This window comes from Aeromonas sp. QDB14, assembly GCF_027707845.1.
In the GTDB taxonomy this organism is placed as follows: Bacteria; Pseudomonadota; Gammaproteobacteria; order Enterobacterales; family Aeromonadaceae; genus Aeromonas; species Aeromonas caviae.
The window spans coordinates 1-18,277 of record NZ_JAPCJD010000052.1; the positions used below are offsets into that span (position 1 = coordinate 1).

Annotated in this window: 18 protein-coding genes, 3 tRNA genes and 1 other RNA gene; 6 read left to right on the forward strand and 16 right to left on the reverse strand. The window is 49.9% G+C overall.

Translation table 11 applies throughout. From position 1 onward, the window contains the following. Positions 1-45: 45 nt before the first annotated feature. From PG887_RS15580 to PG887_RS15635, 12 genes are all read right to left on the reverse strand, one after another. A complete protein-coding gene (locus PG887_RS15580) occupies positions 46-717 on the reverse strand; it encodes a hypothetical protein (RefSeq protein WP_270822200.1) in 672 nt (223 codons plus the stop codon). Then, positions 714-1,496: a DNA polymerase gene (locus tag PG887_RS15585; protein WP_167576700.1), complete on the reverse strand. Its 783-nt coding sequence runs from the start codon at positions 1,494-1,496 to the stop codon at positions 714-716. Before PG887_RS15585 ends, PG887_RS15580 begins: the two co-directional genes overlap by 4 nt. Before the next feature lie 280 nt (positions 1,497-1,776). After that, a complete protein-coding gene (locus tag PG887_RS15590; protein WP_134749390.1) occupies positions 1,777-2,292 on the reverse strand; it encodes a hypothetical protein in 516 nt (171 codons plus the stop codon). 709 nt (positions 2,293-3,001) lie between these two features. Continuing rightward, a complete protein-coding gene (locus PG887_RS15595) occupies positions 3,002-3,733 on the reverse strand; it encodes a hypothetical protein (protein WP_134749393.1) in 732 nt (243 codons plus the stop codon). A 53-nt stretch (positions 3,734-3,786) separates the two neighbouring features. Continuing rightward, complete coding sequence (locus tag PG887_RS15600) at positions 3,787-4,569, reverse strand: hypothetical protein (RefSeq protein WP_270822205.1); 783 nt, start codon at positions 4,567-4,569, stop codon at positions 3,787-3,789. A 33-nt stretch (positions 4,570-4,602) separates the two neighbouring features. Beyond that, entirely contained in the window at positions 4,603-5,247 is a 645-nt protein-coding gene (locus PG887_RS15605) for a TM2 domain-containing protein (protein WP_134749398.1), read from the reverse strand. A 93-nt stretch (positions 5,248-5,340) separates the two neighbouring features. Continuing rightward, positions 5,341-6,222, reverse strand: coding sequence for a helix-turn-helix transcriptional regulator (locus PG887_RS15610; protein WP_167576702.1), 882 nt, complete (start codon positions 6,220-6,222; stop codon positions 5,341-5,343). Between the two features lie 222 nt (positions 6,223-6,444). Further along, a complete protein-coding gene (locus PG887_RS15615; protein ID WP_134749406.1) occupies positions 6,445-7,677 on the reverse strand; it encodes a tyrosine-type recombinase/integrase in 1,233 nt (410 codons plus the stop codon). Positions 7,678-7,986: 309 nt separating this feature from the next. Then, a complete protein-coding gene (locus tag PG887_RS15620) occupies positions 7,987-8,433 on the reverse strand; it encodes a DUF2787 family protein (RefSeq protein WP_134749410.1) in 447 nt (148 codons plus the stop codon). A gap of 61 nt (positions 8,434-8,494) precedes the next feature. Next, a complete protein-coding gene (locus PG887_RS15625; RefSeq protein ID WP_134749413.1) occupies positions 8,495-8,992 on the reverse strand; it encodes a hypothetical protein in 498 nt (165 codons plus the stop codon). A 22-nt stretch (positions 8,993-9,014) separates the two neighbouring features. Next, positions 9,015-9,539 (reverse strand): hypothetical protein, encoded by a 525-nt coding sequence (locus tag PG887_RS15630; protein ID WP_134749416.1) that lies wholly within the window; start codon positions 9,537-9,539, stop codon positions 9,015-9,017. Between the two features lie 12 nt (positions 9,540-9,551). Continuing rightward, complete coding sequence (locus tag PG887_RS15635) at positions 9,552-9,770, reverse strand: hypothetical protein (protein ID WP_134749419.1); 219 nt, start codon at positions 9,768-9,770, stop codon at positions 9,552-9,554. A 187-nt stretch (positions 9,771-9,957) separates the two neighbouring features. Here PG887_RS15635 and PG887_RS15640 point away from each other — a divergent pair, with 187 nt between their 5' ends. Beyond that, positions 9,958-10,722: a BRO family protein gene (locus tag PG887_RS15640; protein ID WP_167576704.1), complete on the forward strand. Its 765-nt coding sequence runs from the start codon at positions 9,958-9,960 to the stop codon at positions 10,720-10,722. 139 nt (positions 10,723-10,861) lie between these two features. Continuing rightward, the gene (locus PG887_RS15645; RefSeq protein WP_134749425.1) at positions 10,862-11,629 is read left to right on the forward strand and encodes a DUF3825 domain-containing protein; all 768 of its coding nucleotides are present in this window, start codon (positions 10,862-10,864) and stop codon (positions 11,627-11,629) included. A 188-nt stretch (positions 11,630-11,817) separates the two neighbouring features. Here the strand turns inward: PG887_RS15645 and PG887_RS15650 are convergent, their stop codons facing one another. From PG887_RS15650 to PG887_RS15665, 4 genes are all read right to left on the reverse strand, one after another. Then, on the reverse strand, positions 11,818-12,582 hold the full coding sequence (locus PG887_RS15650; RefSeq protein ID WP_134749428.1) for a PP2C family protein-serine/threonine phosphatase: 765 nt from the start codon (positions 12,580-12,582) through the stop codon (positions 11,818-11,820). After that, the gene (locus PG887_RS15655; RefSeq protein WP_134749431.1) at positions 12,579-13,367 is read right to left on the reverse strand and encodes a serine/threonine-protein kinase; all 789 of its coding nucleotides are present in this window, start codon (positions 13,365-13,367) and stop codon (positions 12,579-12,581) included. Before PG887_RS15655 ends, PG887_RS15650 begins: the two co-directional genes overlap by 4 nt. Positions 13,368-14,125: 758 nt before the next feature. Continuing rightward, positions 14,126-14,201, reverse strand: a tRNA-Asn gene (locus tag PG887_RS15660). A 2-nt stretch (positions 14,202-14,203) separates the two neighbouring features. Continuing rightward, a tRNA-Asn gene (locus tag PG887_RS15665) sits at positions 14,204-14,279 on the reverse strand. 467 nt (positions 14,280-14,746) lie between these two features. Between PG887_RS15665 and dauA the strand changes: the two genes are divergently transcribed. The 4 genes from dauA to hcp1 all read left to right on the forward strand — a co-directional run bounded on the left by dauA (position 14,747) and on the right by hcp1 (position 18,240). Further along, the gene (dauA, locus tag PG887_RS15670) at positions 14,747-16,483 is read left to right on the forward strand and encodes a C4-dicarboxylic acid transporter DauA (RefSeq protein WP_270822209.1); all 1,737 of its coding nucleotides are present in this window, start codon (positions 14,747-14,749) and stop codon (positions 16,481-16,483) included. A 270-nt stretch (positions 16,484-16,753) separates the two neighbouring features. After that, positions 16,754-16,841 (forward strand) — tRNA-Ser (locus tag PG887_RS15675). A 54-nt stretch (positions 16,842-16,895) separates the two neighbouring features. Next, positions 16,896-17,025: non-coding RNA, RtT sRNA (locus PG887_RS15680), on the forward strand. A gap of 696 nt (positions 17,026-17,721) precedes the next feature. After that, on the forward strand, positions 17,722-18,240 hold the full coding sequence (gene hcp1, locus PG887_RS15685; RefSeq protein ID WP_042015720.1) for a type VI secretion system effector Hcp1: 519 nt from the start codon (positions 17,722-17,724) through the stop codon (positions 18,238-18,240). Positions 18,241-18,277: the final 37 nt, after the last annotated feature.

The following is an 18,277-nucleotide window of genomic DNA, read 5'->3' on the forward strand; positions in this document are numbered from 1 at the left end:
TTGCGATTAAATCAGATCACAAACGAAGCCTTTTTTCTATCTATTTCAATTGGTTGTAGCTAAAGATCCTGTACATGTTGCTTGGCTAGGTACTGCACATGGGTCAACTAACTGCCTAATAATTTTGTTGCACATAAAGGACTTACCCGAACCCGCTGGTGCTTTTACCACTAGTATCGGATACGGTAGCTGGGCAGCTTTGGGGGTGGCGATTGTATAGGTCAGCCACGCCAGCAACAGCAGCTTCTGTGCGTTGTTGTGGCAGTTGAATAAGTTCAGCAATGCTTTGATATCAAACTTCTGGACTAACTCTGGCATAGCCAGCATGGTATTAGTTTCAGTGAAATAAATTCCTTCTGGTAGCGTGGAGACAACGCTGATACCCGTCCCCATATTCTGGAGGAAGCGACCGTTGCCCAAATTGTATATGTACCCTTCAAGATAGGGGGCCACTCTGTAGTGAACAACAACAGGCTGCGCATCTTCAAAGGCAAAGGCTTCAATCTCATCCAACACATCTTTTAGCCTATTTTCGTTGAGGCGTTCGCCGCGACTTCTTGCGAAGGAGCGAATGGATGCTATAACGCTATCGGATTTGTGCGTGTGGCATATCCCCGGTTGATTTTCATACACAACGTAGGGGCCCTTATAGAGCTTAACCGTAGCCAGATACGCTGTACTGAATTCAACTGCATCAAACTTTTTGCTTACCATCACATCATCTCCCCAGAAACCTGACCGTCGTAAACACCATCCACCTTCACATTCAGCTCAAAGCCATCCAGCACCACGGCACTGGCTTGCTTGAGCACAGCGATCGCTTTCGCTATCTGCTGTTCGTGTTCGGCAACAGGAACACGGATGAGGAAGGCGTCATGGATGGTGAGGCGCAGGTCTAACCCTGCATCTACAAGGCCGATAACTGCACGGCGCATGATGTCAGCACCAGTGGCTTGAACGGGCCAGTTGCGTACTGACAGGGGGTTACTGAGGGGAGTTACCCCAGCAGCCCAGTCGAGACAGCGGACATAGCCGTCACGGAAAGCCTGCTGAGAGCGGTGGTTCAGCTCTGCATCGACACGGTGGAATATTTCCTTTAATGCTCGCCAGTAACGCTGAGCTACTTCAAGGGGGATCTTGTATTCTCTGGCGTACGCAGCAGCAGATTGACCGTAAGAATACGGTAGGACTAGCTTTTTAAGTGAGTTCCTATCCAAACTGGCGAGATGAGGGTGACTACCGACATGGAGATATAGGTCGCCAACTAGGTAAGCTGCCAGAAGCTCTCGGTCCTTCGCAAAACAGGCGGCTATAGCGGGCTCCTGCTGCTCGAAATCGAGCAAGACATACAGAAATCCGGTTGCTGGATTGAGGACAAACGGCCAGAACTTCTTTTTTAGGGAAGTCAGACTTGGCCCGTAAATCACATTTCTGCCCGTGGTCGTTGCGAATGGCTTCGAGTGATGCCGAAGGATGAATGCGTCATCGGTGTTCATGTTGATAAAGTCCTTGGATCGCCCAAGGGCATCAAGAACAACATGACCCCCCTGAGCGTTGTTGATTAGGGGTAGAAATAGGATGGGGCGTATTGCTACGCCCTTTTGATGGATCTGATAGTTAAATCTGGCGTATGTAAAGGGGATGCTACTGAATGTAATAGGGAGTTTTGCTTCATCGAGTGATGAAGAAGTATACGGGGACGTATAGGTAGGAAGATTCTTGCAAGTAATAATGTTCGATTTTTTTCGTTTTATAAATAAGGCGTTAAACCTTGAGCTACAAGATGTCATTTATTGTAGCGAGATCGATGTCGATATTTAACGCGTAGTCATCATCTAAAGATGATTTATTCATGATTGATTTTTCACCAATGTCTTCATCTATGGCGCTCTTGTTATCGGTGGTTGAGGTTACAGCATACTTTTGAAAGAGTGGATGCTGCCGAGTGTCTATGATGGATTCCGCGAATGTTGATTCTAATAAGTTCTCGTACTCCTGATCGGTTATAGGAAGAATGGCTACATCAGAGCTGCCAGTGAAAGCATATGAGTCTGCCAAGCGCGTTGTCGTATAGACCTTAAAATTGGACTCCATTAACCCCCTCTTTGAGAGGCTGTATTGGTCCTGGGAGTACATGTTGATCTGCATCATGCCCAGCCCGCCCTGCTCAGAGCGAAACGGGATGAAGCAATACTGCCTTACTAGGTCGCCTAGTTCTGGAACCAGTTCACTATTTACTGGGTAGAGTCGGCGACTGCCTGCAGTTCTTTCATTGAGAATGAACAGTTGCATGCATCGTTCTTTGTCAAGAAGGAAGTGCACATGGTCTGCTGGGATCTTAAAAATCTCGGCTTGCGCAAGTGTGACGCAATCCACGACACATCCCTTCAATCGATCTATCACTAGAGTCATAAAAAACCTCAATAAAAATGGTCCTTTACGCTCTCTAAAATGTGAGAGGTTAGTTTCATCAAATTGTTAAAGAGCGTAACGATGTTTTAAATCTTCTTAAAAATCAAGTCGATATGGCTGACTTGATGAGGAAGATACTACGCATGAAACGAACTAAGGTCAATATGGGTGGTTGCCTGCAAGAAGGCATTTATGAATAATTATCTAAATAAAAATCTAAAACATACATAAATATTCAATCATGCATCTGGGCATGAAAATTGGTTGACATATTTTATAGAATCAGATTCATGTCTAATCCCCTTCAAAAGCCGTTTAAAACGGTTATAGGTTATCGGGCCTTGTTATGATGAGCCTTGTCTGATGACTTAACTAAAAAATATGTGCATAAAAAATTTTTTTGTGACCTCTTGGTGAGCTGAGAAAAAATGTAGTTTTCAGTGGTTTTACTGGGGGCTATGTCGACGGCGCGTCGTATCGACGAACTACCCCCCGTCGAACCGCCACCACCGTCGCGATTTTTCATCTTATGGTCAGCGTTGAACGAAAAAAGGCGGGATTGCTCCCGCCTCATGTCTCAGACCTCGCACTACTCGTACAGACTGACGCTGCAATCCTCACTTGATGCCATACAGTCTCGGGCTGGGCTGCCGTCTGGCTCAATCTGATAGATCCGCTCCTTGTCGACCCGATACATAGCTGAGCTTGTCTTGAGTGGCGTGGCGAACGGGCCTTTCCAATCGACAGAACAGCTTGGCTCTTGGAAGTTGCCGCTGTCGTCCATCAGGGATGCCCCACAGCTTTCGATCACCGTCAGGCCGTTCTGCTGGATTGTGATGTATCGCTCTGTGCCGTTTCCACCTGCAAAGTTAAAACTGCGCTTACCGATGAAGGGGAGACCCTGTTTGCCTTGTTGAGCCGTTTGCGGGACAACCTCTTCTTTCGCTGCCTCGCACATCTTCTCTAGCAGGGCATCGATCATGACGTCAGGCTGTGGCTGACCGTTTATCTCCAGCGCTTCCACGCTGAACTCCTCGCCTTGGACCCACATCTGGAGCAGGCCACGGACAGGTCTATCTCCATATGTGAATGTGCCACTCACGTTGACCAGCTTGCGGCCATCAGCGGCTTTGCCAGCCGACCACTCGGGATCCTTAAAGAAGCTATCGGCCTGCTGCTCTAGGGTCACGCCTGGGCAGCTTTCCAGTTCACCCCCTTTCACTGTGAACTCATCCAATTTACTGAGCAATCCTGCTTGGGCTGCTGGAGCCGTTAGTAAAGAAATCATGACTGCTAAGGTAGTGCTATTTAAACGATTCACTGACCATATCCCTCTACAAGTTAAATTTGTTCCATATCAATACAATGAATATCTCAGTAGATTTGTTGGAGCTCAGACATGAATACATCAACGTAAGCCTTATTATTTAGCAGTTCACCGTTGATAGTCAGCACTCGAAACCCTTTTGCATTACTAAAAAGAGCTCGATTCATGTCATTCTTTACGTTAAGCAGCTCAGATGAACCGGATGTCGAAAAACAGTGTACCTTTGCTGCGCCAGGATTACCTGATTTGCTATTGACCCAAAGTGCCTGCTCCATTCCATATCCCGAGGAACATTCAGTTGAATTAACTAAACGATATTCACCCTTGGCTATATCAGGAAAGTTGACAGGTTTAAAATCTAACGAAAATCCGGCCTTAGTAAGCTCTAACCGTCTATTAACAAGCACGTGGCGATTGATTGCACCTGAGTCGGAGTGCAATACTTCATCCTTACCTTCGTCTGATAGAACTGAGCCAATCTTTGTGACATAGGGGGGATTTCTCGGGCTAATCGTTTTTGCAAGTGGTTGGGTTTCCTCTATAGCTTTGCTATGCAGCATTGATAGGCATTGTTGTTGTTTGGCTCTTACATGGATACCGGCATTATTTTTAATAGCTTCACAATTTTCCTCATTCGGGATCCATGGCTCTTTTGGAGCGGATGACGGAGTTTCTTGCTCTGTGCTGCTGTCAAGCCCAGTTGCTAGGTTATCTATCGGTGCTAGTGCATCATCCACGATCTTGTTCAAGGCTGAATCTAAACCATCTCCATTAGATACGCAGCCAAATAATGCCATAACTAAAACTGTGCAAGCTGTTTTTCTAAACATAAATCACTCCATTATTAGTGGCGAATTAAATATTCACCAGATCCATTGAAAGGCCTTTACTGTTTGATAGTTGTAGCGTTTGTCGAATTCTTCTTGGGATAGACAAAGCACCTTGATGAACTCGATAAGTGAGAGCAAAACGGGGATCCCAGTTGTGCAGGCCGCCAGATAGATCAAACCCCAGCCCCAGTTACCGGCATAGAACTTGTGAAGCCCAAACCCGCCGCCGAAGAAGACCAGAAGCGCCATCAAGACCTTTCGCTTGCCTCGATGGTGAACTGTGCCTCCCACTGTATCGGATTGAGTCGGTGCTTGAACCTGTGCTTGATCACGAATAGGCCATGCCGCTACATCGATAGGTGAGGGAAGTAATTCGGCTATCGCTTTGGCCTTCTTCTTGGCCGTGCCCCATGTGTCGATGGCATCAACAAAGGAGCCTGTCAGCGACAGCTCAACAACCCCTTCTTCCGGTGAGTCGAAATGCGCGGTGACGCGTAACCCGAACGGGTTGATACCGTACTTCCAGGATGCTTCCAGCTCTCCTTTGGCGCGATCGGCTTTTTTGATGGTGCCCCCTTCGGCTTGCAGGTGGGCGGCTACGTGCTCGAAGACGGCCTCGTAATCGTCATGACTGCGCAGAACGAGATCAGATATTGTAGTTATCGTGGGAGATCCCATGGTTTTACTCCTTGTAGGTTGGGTTATAGATAGTGGTGATGGACCCCGACAGGTGGTGTCGGGGGTAGTAATAAAGAGGGTGAAAAATTTGGCTTACATCCGGCTGAGCAGGGCCTTGAGGTCACGCTTGACCAATGCTTGGATCCCCGCTGGGCTGATCACTTCAAGGTGCGGTAGATAGGTTTTGATCACGGGTAGTAGCTGGGATCCATCGAATACCCTGCTTGCCAGCAAGATGCTGCCGTCTTCCAGTTCTCTAATCAGTGCCTGCTCGGGGAGAATGTTTCTAAGCTTGAATTCGTGGGCTATTGGGGAAGCTGCCTTGATAACGACTTCGTGAGTGGGAACGGCTTCTTGCTCGATCAGCCTTTGAAGCAGTTGCTGCTGTGGTTCACTGATCGTCGATGGCGTTTCTATCTGCTGGAGGCTGGCGATACTCGACACGGGTTCGAGAAATGGCGTATCAGCCATCACTCCTGCCAAGTACCAACGACCCCGTTTATTGACCAAGCGGTATGGCTCAATCTTTTGCTCTGCTTGCTCACCGACCCATGTCAGCCTGACGTTGAGCTGTTGGCTGATTGCTTTGGCAAGCGGCTTTAGCCATTGGTGATGGCTGTCGTCTTCATCGAGTTGAAAGCCTGCAAGGACGAATACAGGTGTTGATGCAGGGTTGAGCCAGAGCTTGATCAGACTTTCGTGATCATCCGGGAACAATGCTTTGGCCCCGAGTTGCTCGCACAGTCTCAAAATGGCAGGTGTGGTGGTTCTCCCTAGATAGCTGGGGTCGAGCCAATAGGTTTGTCCGTCACGTTCCAGCGGTAGATAAGCCAGTCTGACATTCAGGTCTCGCTGGATAGTGCGAGCCGAGACGTTGAACTCGGTGGCCAACTCTGAGATCACCAACCGCTGCCCGTTGTTGAGCTTGGTCAGGATCACGCCGAGGCGTTGGGCTAGGGTGTCGTGTTCTGCCATCCAGGGAAGCATCGTAGTCAAAGGTATCCCAGTGTCACGGAGGTGCCCGACAGGGCGTGTCGACTTGGATTTTCACGACGGGAGGGTCTTTAGGTAAGCAGAGTTGGCATAGCTGCGGGGGCTTTGGTATCTGAAAAATGCGGAAAAGTTGATGGAATGCCGACGATCGCGTCGAAGCGTCGAATTTGTCCGTCAGCTCGTCACGACCGTCGGCATTTTTCCCTAAATTCCTCCGTTTTGGCTGAGTTGGGGTAGGGCAGCGTGGGCCGCGTTGCTGGGTATCAGAGCCTGTTCCACACAGTTGGCCACTTGGGTACTGGTGTGCCGCAGTCTGCTGGCGTGCAGGTGGGCATATCGTTGGCTGGTCTGGCTGCTGGCATGGCCCAACTGAGCTTGCACGTCATACAAGGTTCCCCCACTGGAGACGATCAAGGCGGCGACTGAGTGGCGGCAGGTATGGATGCAAACAGGCCCATCGATCCTTGCCCGTTTCAGCATCCGGTCAAACGGTCTGGTGACGTTGTTCAGCGGTTTCCCTTGTTTTTGTCCAGGGAAAATATAGGGATTACCTTCAATCTGATGGGTCTCCTTGAGTATCTGTATAGCCATATGGTTGAGGTGGAGGATCCGGCTTTTCCCGTTCTTGGTGTGGGGGATGAACAAGGTCAGCTGGGATTGATCGAGGTGTTCCCACTTGGCCAATCTCAACTCGTCCTTACGCAACCCTGTCAGTAAGAGCAGTTTGACGTACTGACCGGCATAACGGTTTTCATCAATATCCGCAGCCATAAACAGCCGCCTGATCTCCCCCTTATCCAGATAGCGTGTCCGTTGGTTGTTTTCAGTCAGGGTTTTGAGGTGCCTCAACGGGTGTTGCTCCAGATAGCCCATCCGAACACTCCAAGTCAGAATCGCTTTGAGCAAGGTGGTGATCCGGTTGTTGGTTGCTGGCTTCACTTTACCCAGTAGATTGGTTTGCAGGGCTTGGCCCTGCTCCAATTTGATTTCAGAGAGTAGCCGAGATCCCAAGGCTGGTTTCAAATGGTCACGAAACCGCTGAGCATCATCTCGCCACGATCTCTTGTGGTGCTGGGCATATGGAAAGTAGTGCTGCTCAAATAGCTCGGCCAAGGTGAGCTCCTGCCGTTTATCTTCTTTCTGCTGCTTGGGGTCGATGCCCTGCGAAAGCAGTCGTTTATAGTCTGTGGCGATCTCTCTGGCCGTGTTCAGGTCTACATCGGGAAAGCGGCCTATGGATATCGCCCGTTTACGACCTTGCCAGAGATAACGAAGTAGAAATTTCTTGGAGCCTTCCCCTTTGCCTACCAGACACTTGAAGCCTGGGATCTGGGTGTCGCTGTATTCGGCCTCGGTTGATTTGGCATGGGGTGGATTGGGCGGTAGCGCTTCAATGGCTTTTTGAGTGAAGCGAAATCGGGAGGGAGCATTTGCCATCGTCTGTCTCCTGTCATTTGAGGTGGATGTGATAGGGAGGTTCTTCCAAAGAAAAAACAGCACAGGGATGTCAATTCCTTGTGCTGCCGGGATGAAGTTGGTGATTGGCTGAGCCTAATGCTGGTCTCTGGCCCAAGCAGGAACAGTGGTTACTCGGATTCCGGTCTATATCCGGTCTTCTGGGCGGGGGAAAATCTGAAAACTCGATTTTTTGCTGTCGGTGGCGACGAGTCGTCGGGCTGGATCTAAACGGTGCTCGACGCGTCGTCACCACCGACGAGACTTTTCCAGATTTCTGCGTGTCAGAGGTCAGTCTGGTGTCACCGTCAGGGTGAATACGTTCATCTGGGCATAGCAGCAAAAGTTAAGCTGCCAGAGCTCAAACCATTCATGCACGTCAGCCGACGACATGGCACCCAGCATCGAATGGGAGTATTCGCCCATGCTGAAATCGAAATCCAACTCCTTGGCCAACTCGGCGCACCAGCCTTGGCCCACATAGGCAAAATCGGTGACGTAGCGTAGGTGCCAGCCGTCATCCCAACGTTCGAGACGGATCTCTACAGGGTGATAGCCACCCGTGGTAGCGCTGTAGTCTGGATCTCGATAGTTGAGAATCAGGGCTGCTGGTGATGCACCATCCGGGATCTCGTTTGGGAAATCGTCCAAAGCTGAGCTGATGGCCTGTTCCAGTAGCGTTTTCAGGTCGTGGCTTATCCTCACAGGTAAGCCCGTGATAACGAGGGTAGGTTTCATATCTTGGTTCTCGTTGAGATTGAGTAAAAGGGGGAAGGGGGGGAATAGGGCTTGAACGTGGTTACTGGGCTACGTTGGATTCTTCTGGCCGCATGGCCTTGAGGCTGGCAAACCACTCGCCGTGTTTACCCGTGATCATATGGCCGAAACGTACCTCGGGTGCAGCCTTGGTCAAATCAAGATGGCGCAGTACGGCAGCCAGGAACCCCGCGTTATTGCTACTGCCCTTGAAGTGCCAGATCACCTTGAACAGGCCAGAGGTAAATGCCTTGTCCGGCTGTTGCTCGTTCAGCAGGTCGATGACTTGCGCCAGATCGAACCACTCCTTGGAACATAGACCGCCGCCGCTACTGCCCGTCAGACGGATCAGCAGCTCGGCCTGCTCGGGTTCATGGCCTATCTCATAGCCCACGGTGGTGGTAGAGCCTGGCGAGAGCAGAGTGGCTATGCCACTGACCAAGATAACCTTGGCTGGTGATATTTGTATGCCATCAGACTTGATTGTGACAGCAACACTTACTTGCTGTTTGGCTGCTTGTTTATCGGTTTTGGAGTTCATGCTTAGAGTCCTTACGAGATTGTCAGATAGTGGATTTCAGGTAGATAGTGGAGCCCAAGTCGGGCAGTGCTTGCTCAGGCATGAGAACGAAGGCCAGATGCTGGAATACAGGGAGTGGAGCCGATAGAGCATCAAACGGGGTGCCATAACCTGAGAAGCGATAGGGTTCCCAAGTCTCGGCAGCAGGGAGGGGAAGCCAGAACACCGCATGCTCGGCACAGTCAACCAGCGTGATGGTTCCAGCATCAAGTCGCCAATAGTCCGCGTAGTAACCTTCGTCGTCATCCCTGAACGACTCACCCGTATGGGCGGCGACTGCAATCAGTACTTCAGGCGCTTCGCTGTGCAGAGATTTGGCCTTGAGGACGGTCGCCTCTTTGATAACAACCAGCAGCACGGGCTGATTTACATCTGGCAGGAACTCAGGAACATACATTCCGTTTGTGATGACCTCTTGTGTCAGCAGACTCAAGGTCTGCCAGCTACAGGCATACCCCTTGAGGGTCTCGTGGGTGGCATATTTACCTTCTTGGATAAACTCGTCCATGGCTAACCTCCCTCAGTCCGCTGGTCCAGTGATATAGCCGATAGTGCCACCGATGATGGTGCCTGCGACGGCACCAGGGATACCGCCTCTGGCACCGATACCCGCTCCGGTGATGGCTCCTTTGATCGCCCCCTTGGTACTGCCCTTGACAGTGAAATCGATACTGCCGTCTCTCATTGGCTTGATGCTGACTGCGGCGTATTGCTTGCTCAAAACGTGATGGATAAACATGTTTTTTCCTAAGATTTGTGGATATGCAAAAGGCCCTGAGTGGTTAGCTCAGGGCCTGATGTTCGGGATAAACATGGATTTAATATGCATTTAAAATGTGGTTATTTACGGCGTCATGGTTTCCAGTGAAGACATATAGTATGCTGCTGATAATAATCAGCTACAGAGACTTAATATGGGGTGTTGCGTGGACGAGAAAAAATTTGACATTATTTACCCTGCAACTAACGGTGGCGAGCCAATAAAGACAATGGATCGGGATGGTAAAATTTTATTTCGCTTCCCAGATGTTGTTCGAGTCTTAGCAAAAGACAATGAAAACATTTCATATAATACAGGTGTTAAGTCTGGATTCGGTGGTCTTTTAAGTAAGCTTTCTTCAGTACTGAAAGAGAAAGAAAAATATATTATCCCCTTATCTGATAAAAATGAATATGGTTTTGACTACGAGTTCTATATAACAGAGGCTGGGCTATATCGAATAGTAACAATTGATGATAGTGAAGCATCTGTACGATTCCAAGATTGGATTTTTGAAGATGTACTACCATCCATCCGAAAATATGGTATTTATCCACCCCCGAAAGAGGGTGCTTCTGAGTTAAGTACGATGGTGGCATTGTTGCAACAGAACGTTTCTATTTTGGCAAGAGAAATTGAGAAACGTGAAGAGTTAGAGAAAAAAGTCAATGTTATCGAGAATCGAGTTAACTTGATAGAGCAAAGCATTGATAGCAGTGATATGTACTTACTATCTGATGTTGTTGTTGCACGGGATATTGTATTGCCAATTGAGGATCTGTGGGCGTGGTGTGAAAAAATCCGTCTTGAGACCAGAGCGGAATGTCAGAAGTGTTTATCTGGCGATCGACTCAAAACGAAGTATCCACTGTTTGTGATTGAACAGGCTATTGAACAAGTAACAACATGCATGCGGTTGGCGAGTAGATAGGTTGATGTTATATGCCTTGAAACGGCCCTGAGTTGTTAGCCCAAGGTTTGGGATTTTTAGTTGACAGTAATTCAAAGTCTGTTTGATAAGAAAATTGATACAGATGTAAACTAAAAACGTATTTTATGAGGTCCATAAAGTGGCATTTCCTGAAAGATTATTTGATTTGGTTTATATCCCGACTTTAGATGAGAAGCTTGATGAACTTGCTCTTCTTGCTGAAGCTGAAAATTGGAACTACAATCAAACTGATGAATCAAGTAGTAAGCCAATATTGTTTAACTATTTACAATATACATATCAGCGACTTAGAGAGGAGAATAAAATTGAACTCTCGGACGATGGGCAGTTACTTACATTTAATACTGGATTGGTGACATTAAATCAAGAGGAAATATATTCATATTGTACTGTGAATAGGAATCAAAATGCCAAGCAAAATTGGTATTTTAATTCATGGGAAAGAAAGGGTTCGGCTTCGTTAAATGGTTTTTCTCGTTTACCTGAAATGGCTCATTATTTTAACGATCCATCATCATTGGTTTTTGATTTTAGAAAAGAGGTTAGAACAAACATAGAGCATATCATTTCTGATAATAAATCCCGCTTCCCAGAACCGTATAAGAATCTGAGTGATTATGAATTACAAGTTTATCTGAAAGGCGCAATATCTAATGCGATTGAGCGTGTCAGAAGGAATTATAAGACTGCGATCCCTCATTATTATAAAGGACGCGTGCAGTTGATGCTCCCGCTGTGTCTTGGTAAGCCTAATGAGGCGAGCTTAGCTATAGTGGTGGAGGATATGGGGGCATACTATCGTGCTGCGACTTGTTTAACCCTCAGCATGGCGTATAACAATGCACGTCTATTAGCTCGCCCCGACCGAGATTGGCTTAAGCCTTAACAATAAGTTTCAATGCTGCGGGGCCTCGTGGCATTGAAATTATATATCGTTTAAAAAAGTTCATACAGTTGCTGCTAACGAATCTTTATTCCATTATTTTTAGTTTTTTCAACCATAATATATAGTTATACTCTTAGGTTGTTAGAACGCTCATAAAGTTGATTTGTGATTGCTTATTTTTTCAAAGTTCAATTGGATTCTCCATGCGATTTAGAGCCAACCTTGAACTTTGCAACGACCAATGAATAATCATCTACTGGGCCATTACGAAGTATTCTTTTATAAAGGCTAGCAGTGAAACAGTTTGGGTTTTTAATAGTGCTATCTGCAAAACGCGGGCGCAGGTCCCAATGATGATGGGCGCCATCAGACATAATATATATATTTATTTCGTCACTATCCCGCACTAAATCCTCTATAGGTATAAATTTGCTTTGAAAATTAAGTGGTATATCTTTAGAAATAGCGGATGTTAATGTGTTTTTACCACCCAGATTTTTCAACTCTTTCTTACTATAAAGATTTTGGTCTAGCAACATTTGGTGCTGGGTGTGATCTTTAGTCAGTTGTTCCAATTTAGAATCTGAATTTATATATAAACGACAATCACCGATATGTCCGATATAGAGACCAAATGAATTTATATAAGCAAACGTCAGAGTTGTCGCTGCTTCACGATACAGAGCATTTTTTTCAGACAGCTCAGACACTGCATTTTTAATGGATGCGAATAAAAAATCTAAATTGTCAATATGGCCTTCACCAATCCCATGCAATAAACCTTGAATAGCACTACTAGACGCATGTTCTGCACCAGAATAAGATCCGACGCCATCTGCAATCGCCAACAAATATCCCTGTTTGATAAAGTGAGGTGCAAGAACGGTATCTTGATTTGTTCGTGACGATGTCTTCGCATAAGAGAAAAGACCACAAGAAAGCATTGATATCATATCTTATTCCTTTTTTTAATAGATACTAGCTCCTGAATAATTTCTTCAACAGAATTGAAACGATTTGCTGGTCGCCATGCTGTGCACTTATCAACTAATTCACGAATTCCGTCTATATTATCAAAATCCATTTCGTCAATAATCACTCCTAATGCAAAGATATCAGTTTGCACAGAATATACGCCTGCAGCTTTTATCTCTGGTGCCATATATTTAGCAGTTCCCATTGCCATAGCTACTTTCGTGAGAATCTCTGATGCCGGATTGTCTTTGTCAGCATTTTTAACCAACCCAAAATCAGATATTTTGTATACGCCATTTCCGAAATTAAGAATATTGGATGGTTTCAGATCTCGATGTAAGTAGGAAGGCTTTCGATTAGGTTCTTCTCCTCGTGCAGCGTGCATGTAATGCACACCGGACATGATCATCTCAGCTATTCTCATTTTTTTGGAATTATCAAGCGCTCCAGATGCTAGGTCTGAACTTAAATCGCTAATAGCTAAATCCATCACAAACCAAGGGCTGTCTTGATGAAGGTTATGGAGGTATACCGGAGCTATGTTGGGGTGCACGCATCGAGCCTGATAAACAACTTCACGCTGAAAGCGTCGACGAAATTCTTCTTTATTCAACCCCTCTGCAGGACATAAAACTTTTTTAGCGTAATCACCACACTTATTTCCACTGGCCGCGTATAATTCTACTTTTTCCACGAAACCAAAACCACCGCGACCAATTTCAGTAACAGTTTTAATTACATAACTATGGTGACGCTCTTCCATACTATCTATCCAAGCATAACAGAAAGTCAAAATTTACCTCTTTTTAAGATAAAGGTCTATTATTATGCGTGTTTTTACGTCATCCCTCACTCTGGTGTCCTTAACCATTCCCTCATATGAGTGAGGTGTGGCGCGGTGCGGCTTTCACGAAATGATCCTTAACCACATCGATGACATATTTGGTTACGACGTCCATGCCGTCGGAAATGGCCTTTCCCTTCTGGTGTGAAAGTTACCGACGGTCGCGTCGGCGCGACGACCTGTCGCCTCGTCACCATCGATGCGACTTTTCGCAACTCCTGGCAAGCTCAGCCTCCAGCTACAAAGACCGGATATCCCCCAGACTTTCCCAGATCTGGTCCACTAACCATTCTCCCTGTCTTGCCTCTCGTGAGGCCCTGCATCTTTCTATCTGCGTTATCTCCGTGTCTACGGCACTTGTTCCGGTCTGAGCATCCTCATGACTTCCCATCAAAAAGACCGGAAGCCGTGACCGGAGGTGTTTTCTGGGGGCATTCTCGTCAGGGGAGGGGATGGGTCTCTGTGCAGGCTACAGCGTGAACAATTCACCTGCGGAGCTGACCGGATAGGGACCGGAGCAATCGTTGGTTGGGTTTGAGCTGAGCGAAAATAGTAAGTGTTGCTCTCTTACTGCGAGAGGCATGGGAGAGAGCATGCAGTGGGGAAGGACTGGATCAGCTTGAAACAATGAAGAGATAGATATGAAAAAGCCCAGTTCGGAAACTGGGCTTTAAATTTGGCTCCCTCGACAGGACTTGAACCTGTGACATACGGATTAACAGTCCGCCGTTCTACCGACTGAACTACGAGGGAATTGGCTCCTCCTACTGGACTTGAACCAGTGACATACGGATTAACAGTCCGCCGTTCTACCGACTGAACTAAGGAGGAATAGCCTGTCTCGTCGAGACGGGGCGGATATTAATGGCCCATCTCCCGGGTGTCAACCCGCCTGCCAGCGTAAAAAATGGCTTTTTGGCCCGTTTGTCCAAAACTTGGGCAGCGCGGACTATTTTCAGCACAATCAGGAGCTTGAGATCGCGCCTCCGGTCGGGTTGTGCCTGCCTTGTCCCCTGATTCCCGCATGCTGCCAGGAGGAGGCGTGATGTCGTTCATCCGCAGAGTACAGTGCCCGGGGAAACCTGCCGTGGCGGGAAACGGCGTTGATATTCGGGGTGTCACCGACAATATTGCGCGCTCATGGCCATTTCTTGATCCTGCCCATCGAATTATCTGGCCGGGTCGGGTATGGTTGCCTTCGATACCATCGCCGCGTCGACAGCTCTGCCGGCCCTTGATGATGATCGGGTGCCGGTTCACCCCGGCCTTTGTCTCCCTCTTCTGGTATTACCCTAGACATGCACAATCAAGCTTCCTTACAAGGCGTGAAGCTGGCCATCGCATTGCGCCAATCCTGCATTGACGAACCCTACAGCGTGGCGCGCTTTGGCCGCGACCTCATCGCCGGCATCACGGTCGGCATCATCGCCATTCCCCTTGCCATGGCACTGGCCATCGCCAGTGGGGTGCCGCCCCAGCACGGGCTCTATACCGCCATCATCGCCGGCATCGTCATCGCCGTGACCGGGGGATCCCGCTTCTCCATTTCGGGCCCAACCGCCGCCTTCGTGGTGATCCTCTACCCGGTGGCCCAGCAATTCGGCGTCGGGGGCCTGTTGATGGCCACCCTCATCTCGGGTTGTTTCCTGGTGGCCATGGGCATGGCGCGTCTCGGGCGCCTCATCGAGTACATTCCCCCTTCGGTGACCCTGGGGTTCACCGGTGGTATCGCCATCGTCATCGCCACCCTGCAGATCAAGGATTTCTTCGGCCTGCAGGTCCTGGAGATGCCGGAAACCTATCTGGGCAAGGTACAGGCGCTGGCCCATGCCCTGCCAAGCTGGCAGTGGGGGGACACCCTCGTCGGGGTGGCGACGCTGGCGGTGCTGCTGCTCTGGCCGAGATTGCGCCTGCCGGTACCCGGCCATCTGCCCGCCGTGCTGGTGGGGGTGGGGCTGGCGTTTGGTCTGCACCAGTTCGGGGTGGACGTCGCCACCATTGGCAGCAAGTTCAGCTATACCTTGGCCGACGGCAGTCAGGGCATGGGCATTCCCCCTATCGCCCCGACCCTGGTGATGCCCTGGGCGCTGCCGGGGCCGGACGGGGCACCGGTGGAGTGGAACCTCGCCGCCATCGAGCGGCTGCTGCCCGCCGCCTTCTCCATGGCCATGCTGGGAGCCATCGAATCCCTGCTCTGCGCCGTGGTGCTCGATGGTATGACGGGTCGCAAGCACAGCTCCAACGGCGAGCTGGTGGGGCAGGGCCTTGGCAACATCCTGGCCCCCTTCTTCGGTGGCATCACGGCGACGGCCGCTATCGCGCGCTCCGCCGCCAACGTGCGGGCCGGTGCCACCTCGCCCATTTCCGGTATTGTCCATGCGTTGGTGGTGCTGGCCGCCATCCTGGTGCTGGCTCCCTGGCTCTCCTGGTTGCCGCTCTCTGCCATGGCCGCCCTGTTGCTGCTGGTGGCCTGGAACATGAGCGAGGCCCACAAGGTGGTGGATCTGGTGCGCCGGGCGCCCAAATCCGATGTACTGGTGCTGCTGGTCTGCCTGTCGCTGACCGTCATCTTCGACATGGTCATCGCCATCACCTTCGGGGTGATCCTGGCGTCACTGCTGTTCATGCGTGAAATCGCCAAGATGACCAGGCTGCACAACCTGGCGGATCACAAACGCTATGCCAGCGAGGTGTCCCCCTCGACCCTTGTCTACAAGATCAACGGACCGTTGTTCTTTGCCGCCGCCGAGCGGGTTTTTGACGAATTGCTTGCCCAGGTGAAGGACCACAAGGAGTTGATCCTGCAAATGGAGGCGGTCTCCATCCTGGATGCTGGCGGTCTCACCGCCTTCCAGCAGTTCGCAAAACGCATGGCCAAGGCGGGGGTCCGTCTCAAGGTGGCTGAATTGCAATTCCAGCCCCTCAAGACCCTGGCGCGGGCCAAGGTGCGTCCGGTGGCGGGAGAGCTGGAGTTCTACGGCTCGCTGGAAGAGGCTATTCGAGGAGAACATTTGCACGAAGCGGTTGAAAATTGATGGAAAGGGATAGGAAACGGCATATTTTTAGTCACTTGGTTCGCTTATTGAGCAAACAGTGGCAAAAGATAAAAAATTGCATTGACCGCCTCGCGCCTATCCCTTACATTACGCCCCGTTCCAGCGCAACGGCACAGCGAATTCGTGTTGGCTGAACACGTTAAAGCGCAGACCAAAATTGGGTGCGGTGTCCGAGTGGCTGCCCACCGACGAAGTCGGCAAGATGCACGCGCAGCGTGCTCCGAAAGCCACTTCAAGCAGTGAAAATTTGGTGAGGTGTCCGAGTGGCTGAAGGAGCACGCCTGGAAAGTGTGTATACGGCAACGTATCGAGGGTTCGAATCCCTCCCTCACCGCCAAATTGCAAAAAAACCGACCTGATGGTCGGTTTTTTTGCTTTGGGGAAGCGTCATCAGCTCATCTCGAAGAGGGGGGTGAGAACCCTCGCCGGGTTCGAGCAGAGCAGCTTGCCGGGATGAACGGCCGCAGGCCGCCCCGAAGGGGTGAGCCACGCAGTGGCGAATCATCCCTCCCTTACCGCCAATTAAAACAAAAGGCCCCGTCGAAAGACAGGGCCTTTTGTTTTATCCGGTGATGGGCGGCTCGGTTCGGGCCCTGGTTCGAAAGGCGGGCAGGATAGCCCGCAGGGCGATCGCCAGGGATGGCGCGAGTCGCTCCCGACCCATCCTCAGATGTCAGAACCGGCCAGATGGTCGGTTTTTTGCTTTGGGGAAGCATTTTCCGCTCACGCGGAAGAGGGGGGGAGCGCCCTCGTCGGGTTCAAGCAGAGCAGCTTGCCGGGATGAACGGCTGCAGGCCGCCCCGAAGGGGTGAGCCACGCAGCGGTGAATCATCCCGCCCATACAGCCAACTAAAACAAAAGGGCCTGTCGCGAGACAGGCCCTTTTGTTTTAGTTGGCGACAATCTGGTCATGTCTGTGATGGGGGGGGCTCGCAGGCGAAGCGGAGATGCCGCTGGCCAGGTTTGGGGAAGCAGCTTGGAGGTAGAGATAAACTCCGCCACGCGCAATATGTTGCATTTACACCAGTCATTTATGCTGCATGTGCAAGGTTTAATGGGTAAATGCAATGATTGCGCAACTTGTTGCGTCATGGTGTAGGTGCACGAATCGGTTTTCTATTCAACTATTTGTTTTAAAACAAAAAAATGTATTGGCATGGTCACTGCTAACGGATTCGGACGAGTGTCATAACCGTTCAACCATCAGGAGCAATTCCATGCCAACTCCATGTTATATCAGCATCGAAGGTCAAACCCAGGGCAACATCACTGCCGGTGCTTTCACCTCCGATTCCGTCGGCAACATCTTCGTGCAGGGCCATGAAGACGAGATGCTGGTACAAGAGTTCCAGCACGTCGTCACCGTGCCGACCGATCCGCAATCCGGTCAGCCGGCGGGTCAGCGTGTCCACAAGCCGTTCAAGTTCACCGTTGCCCTGAACAAGGCCGTGCCGCTGATGTACAACTCCCTGGCCTCCGGCGAGATGCTGCCGAAAGTGACCCTGAAGTGGTATCGCACCTCCGTCGAGGGCAAGCAGGAGCACTTCTTCAGCACTGTGCTGACCGATGCCACCATCGTTGACATCGACTGCCAGATGCCCCACTGCCAGGACCCGGCGAAGTCCGACTTCACCCAGCTGATCCAGGTCTCCATGGCCTACCGCAAGATCGACTGGGAGCACACCGTTGCCGGCACCTCTGGTGCGGATGACTGGCGCGCGCCGATCGAAGCGTAATTCTGAGCCAAAGGGCACTGCTTGCGGTGCCCTTTTA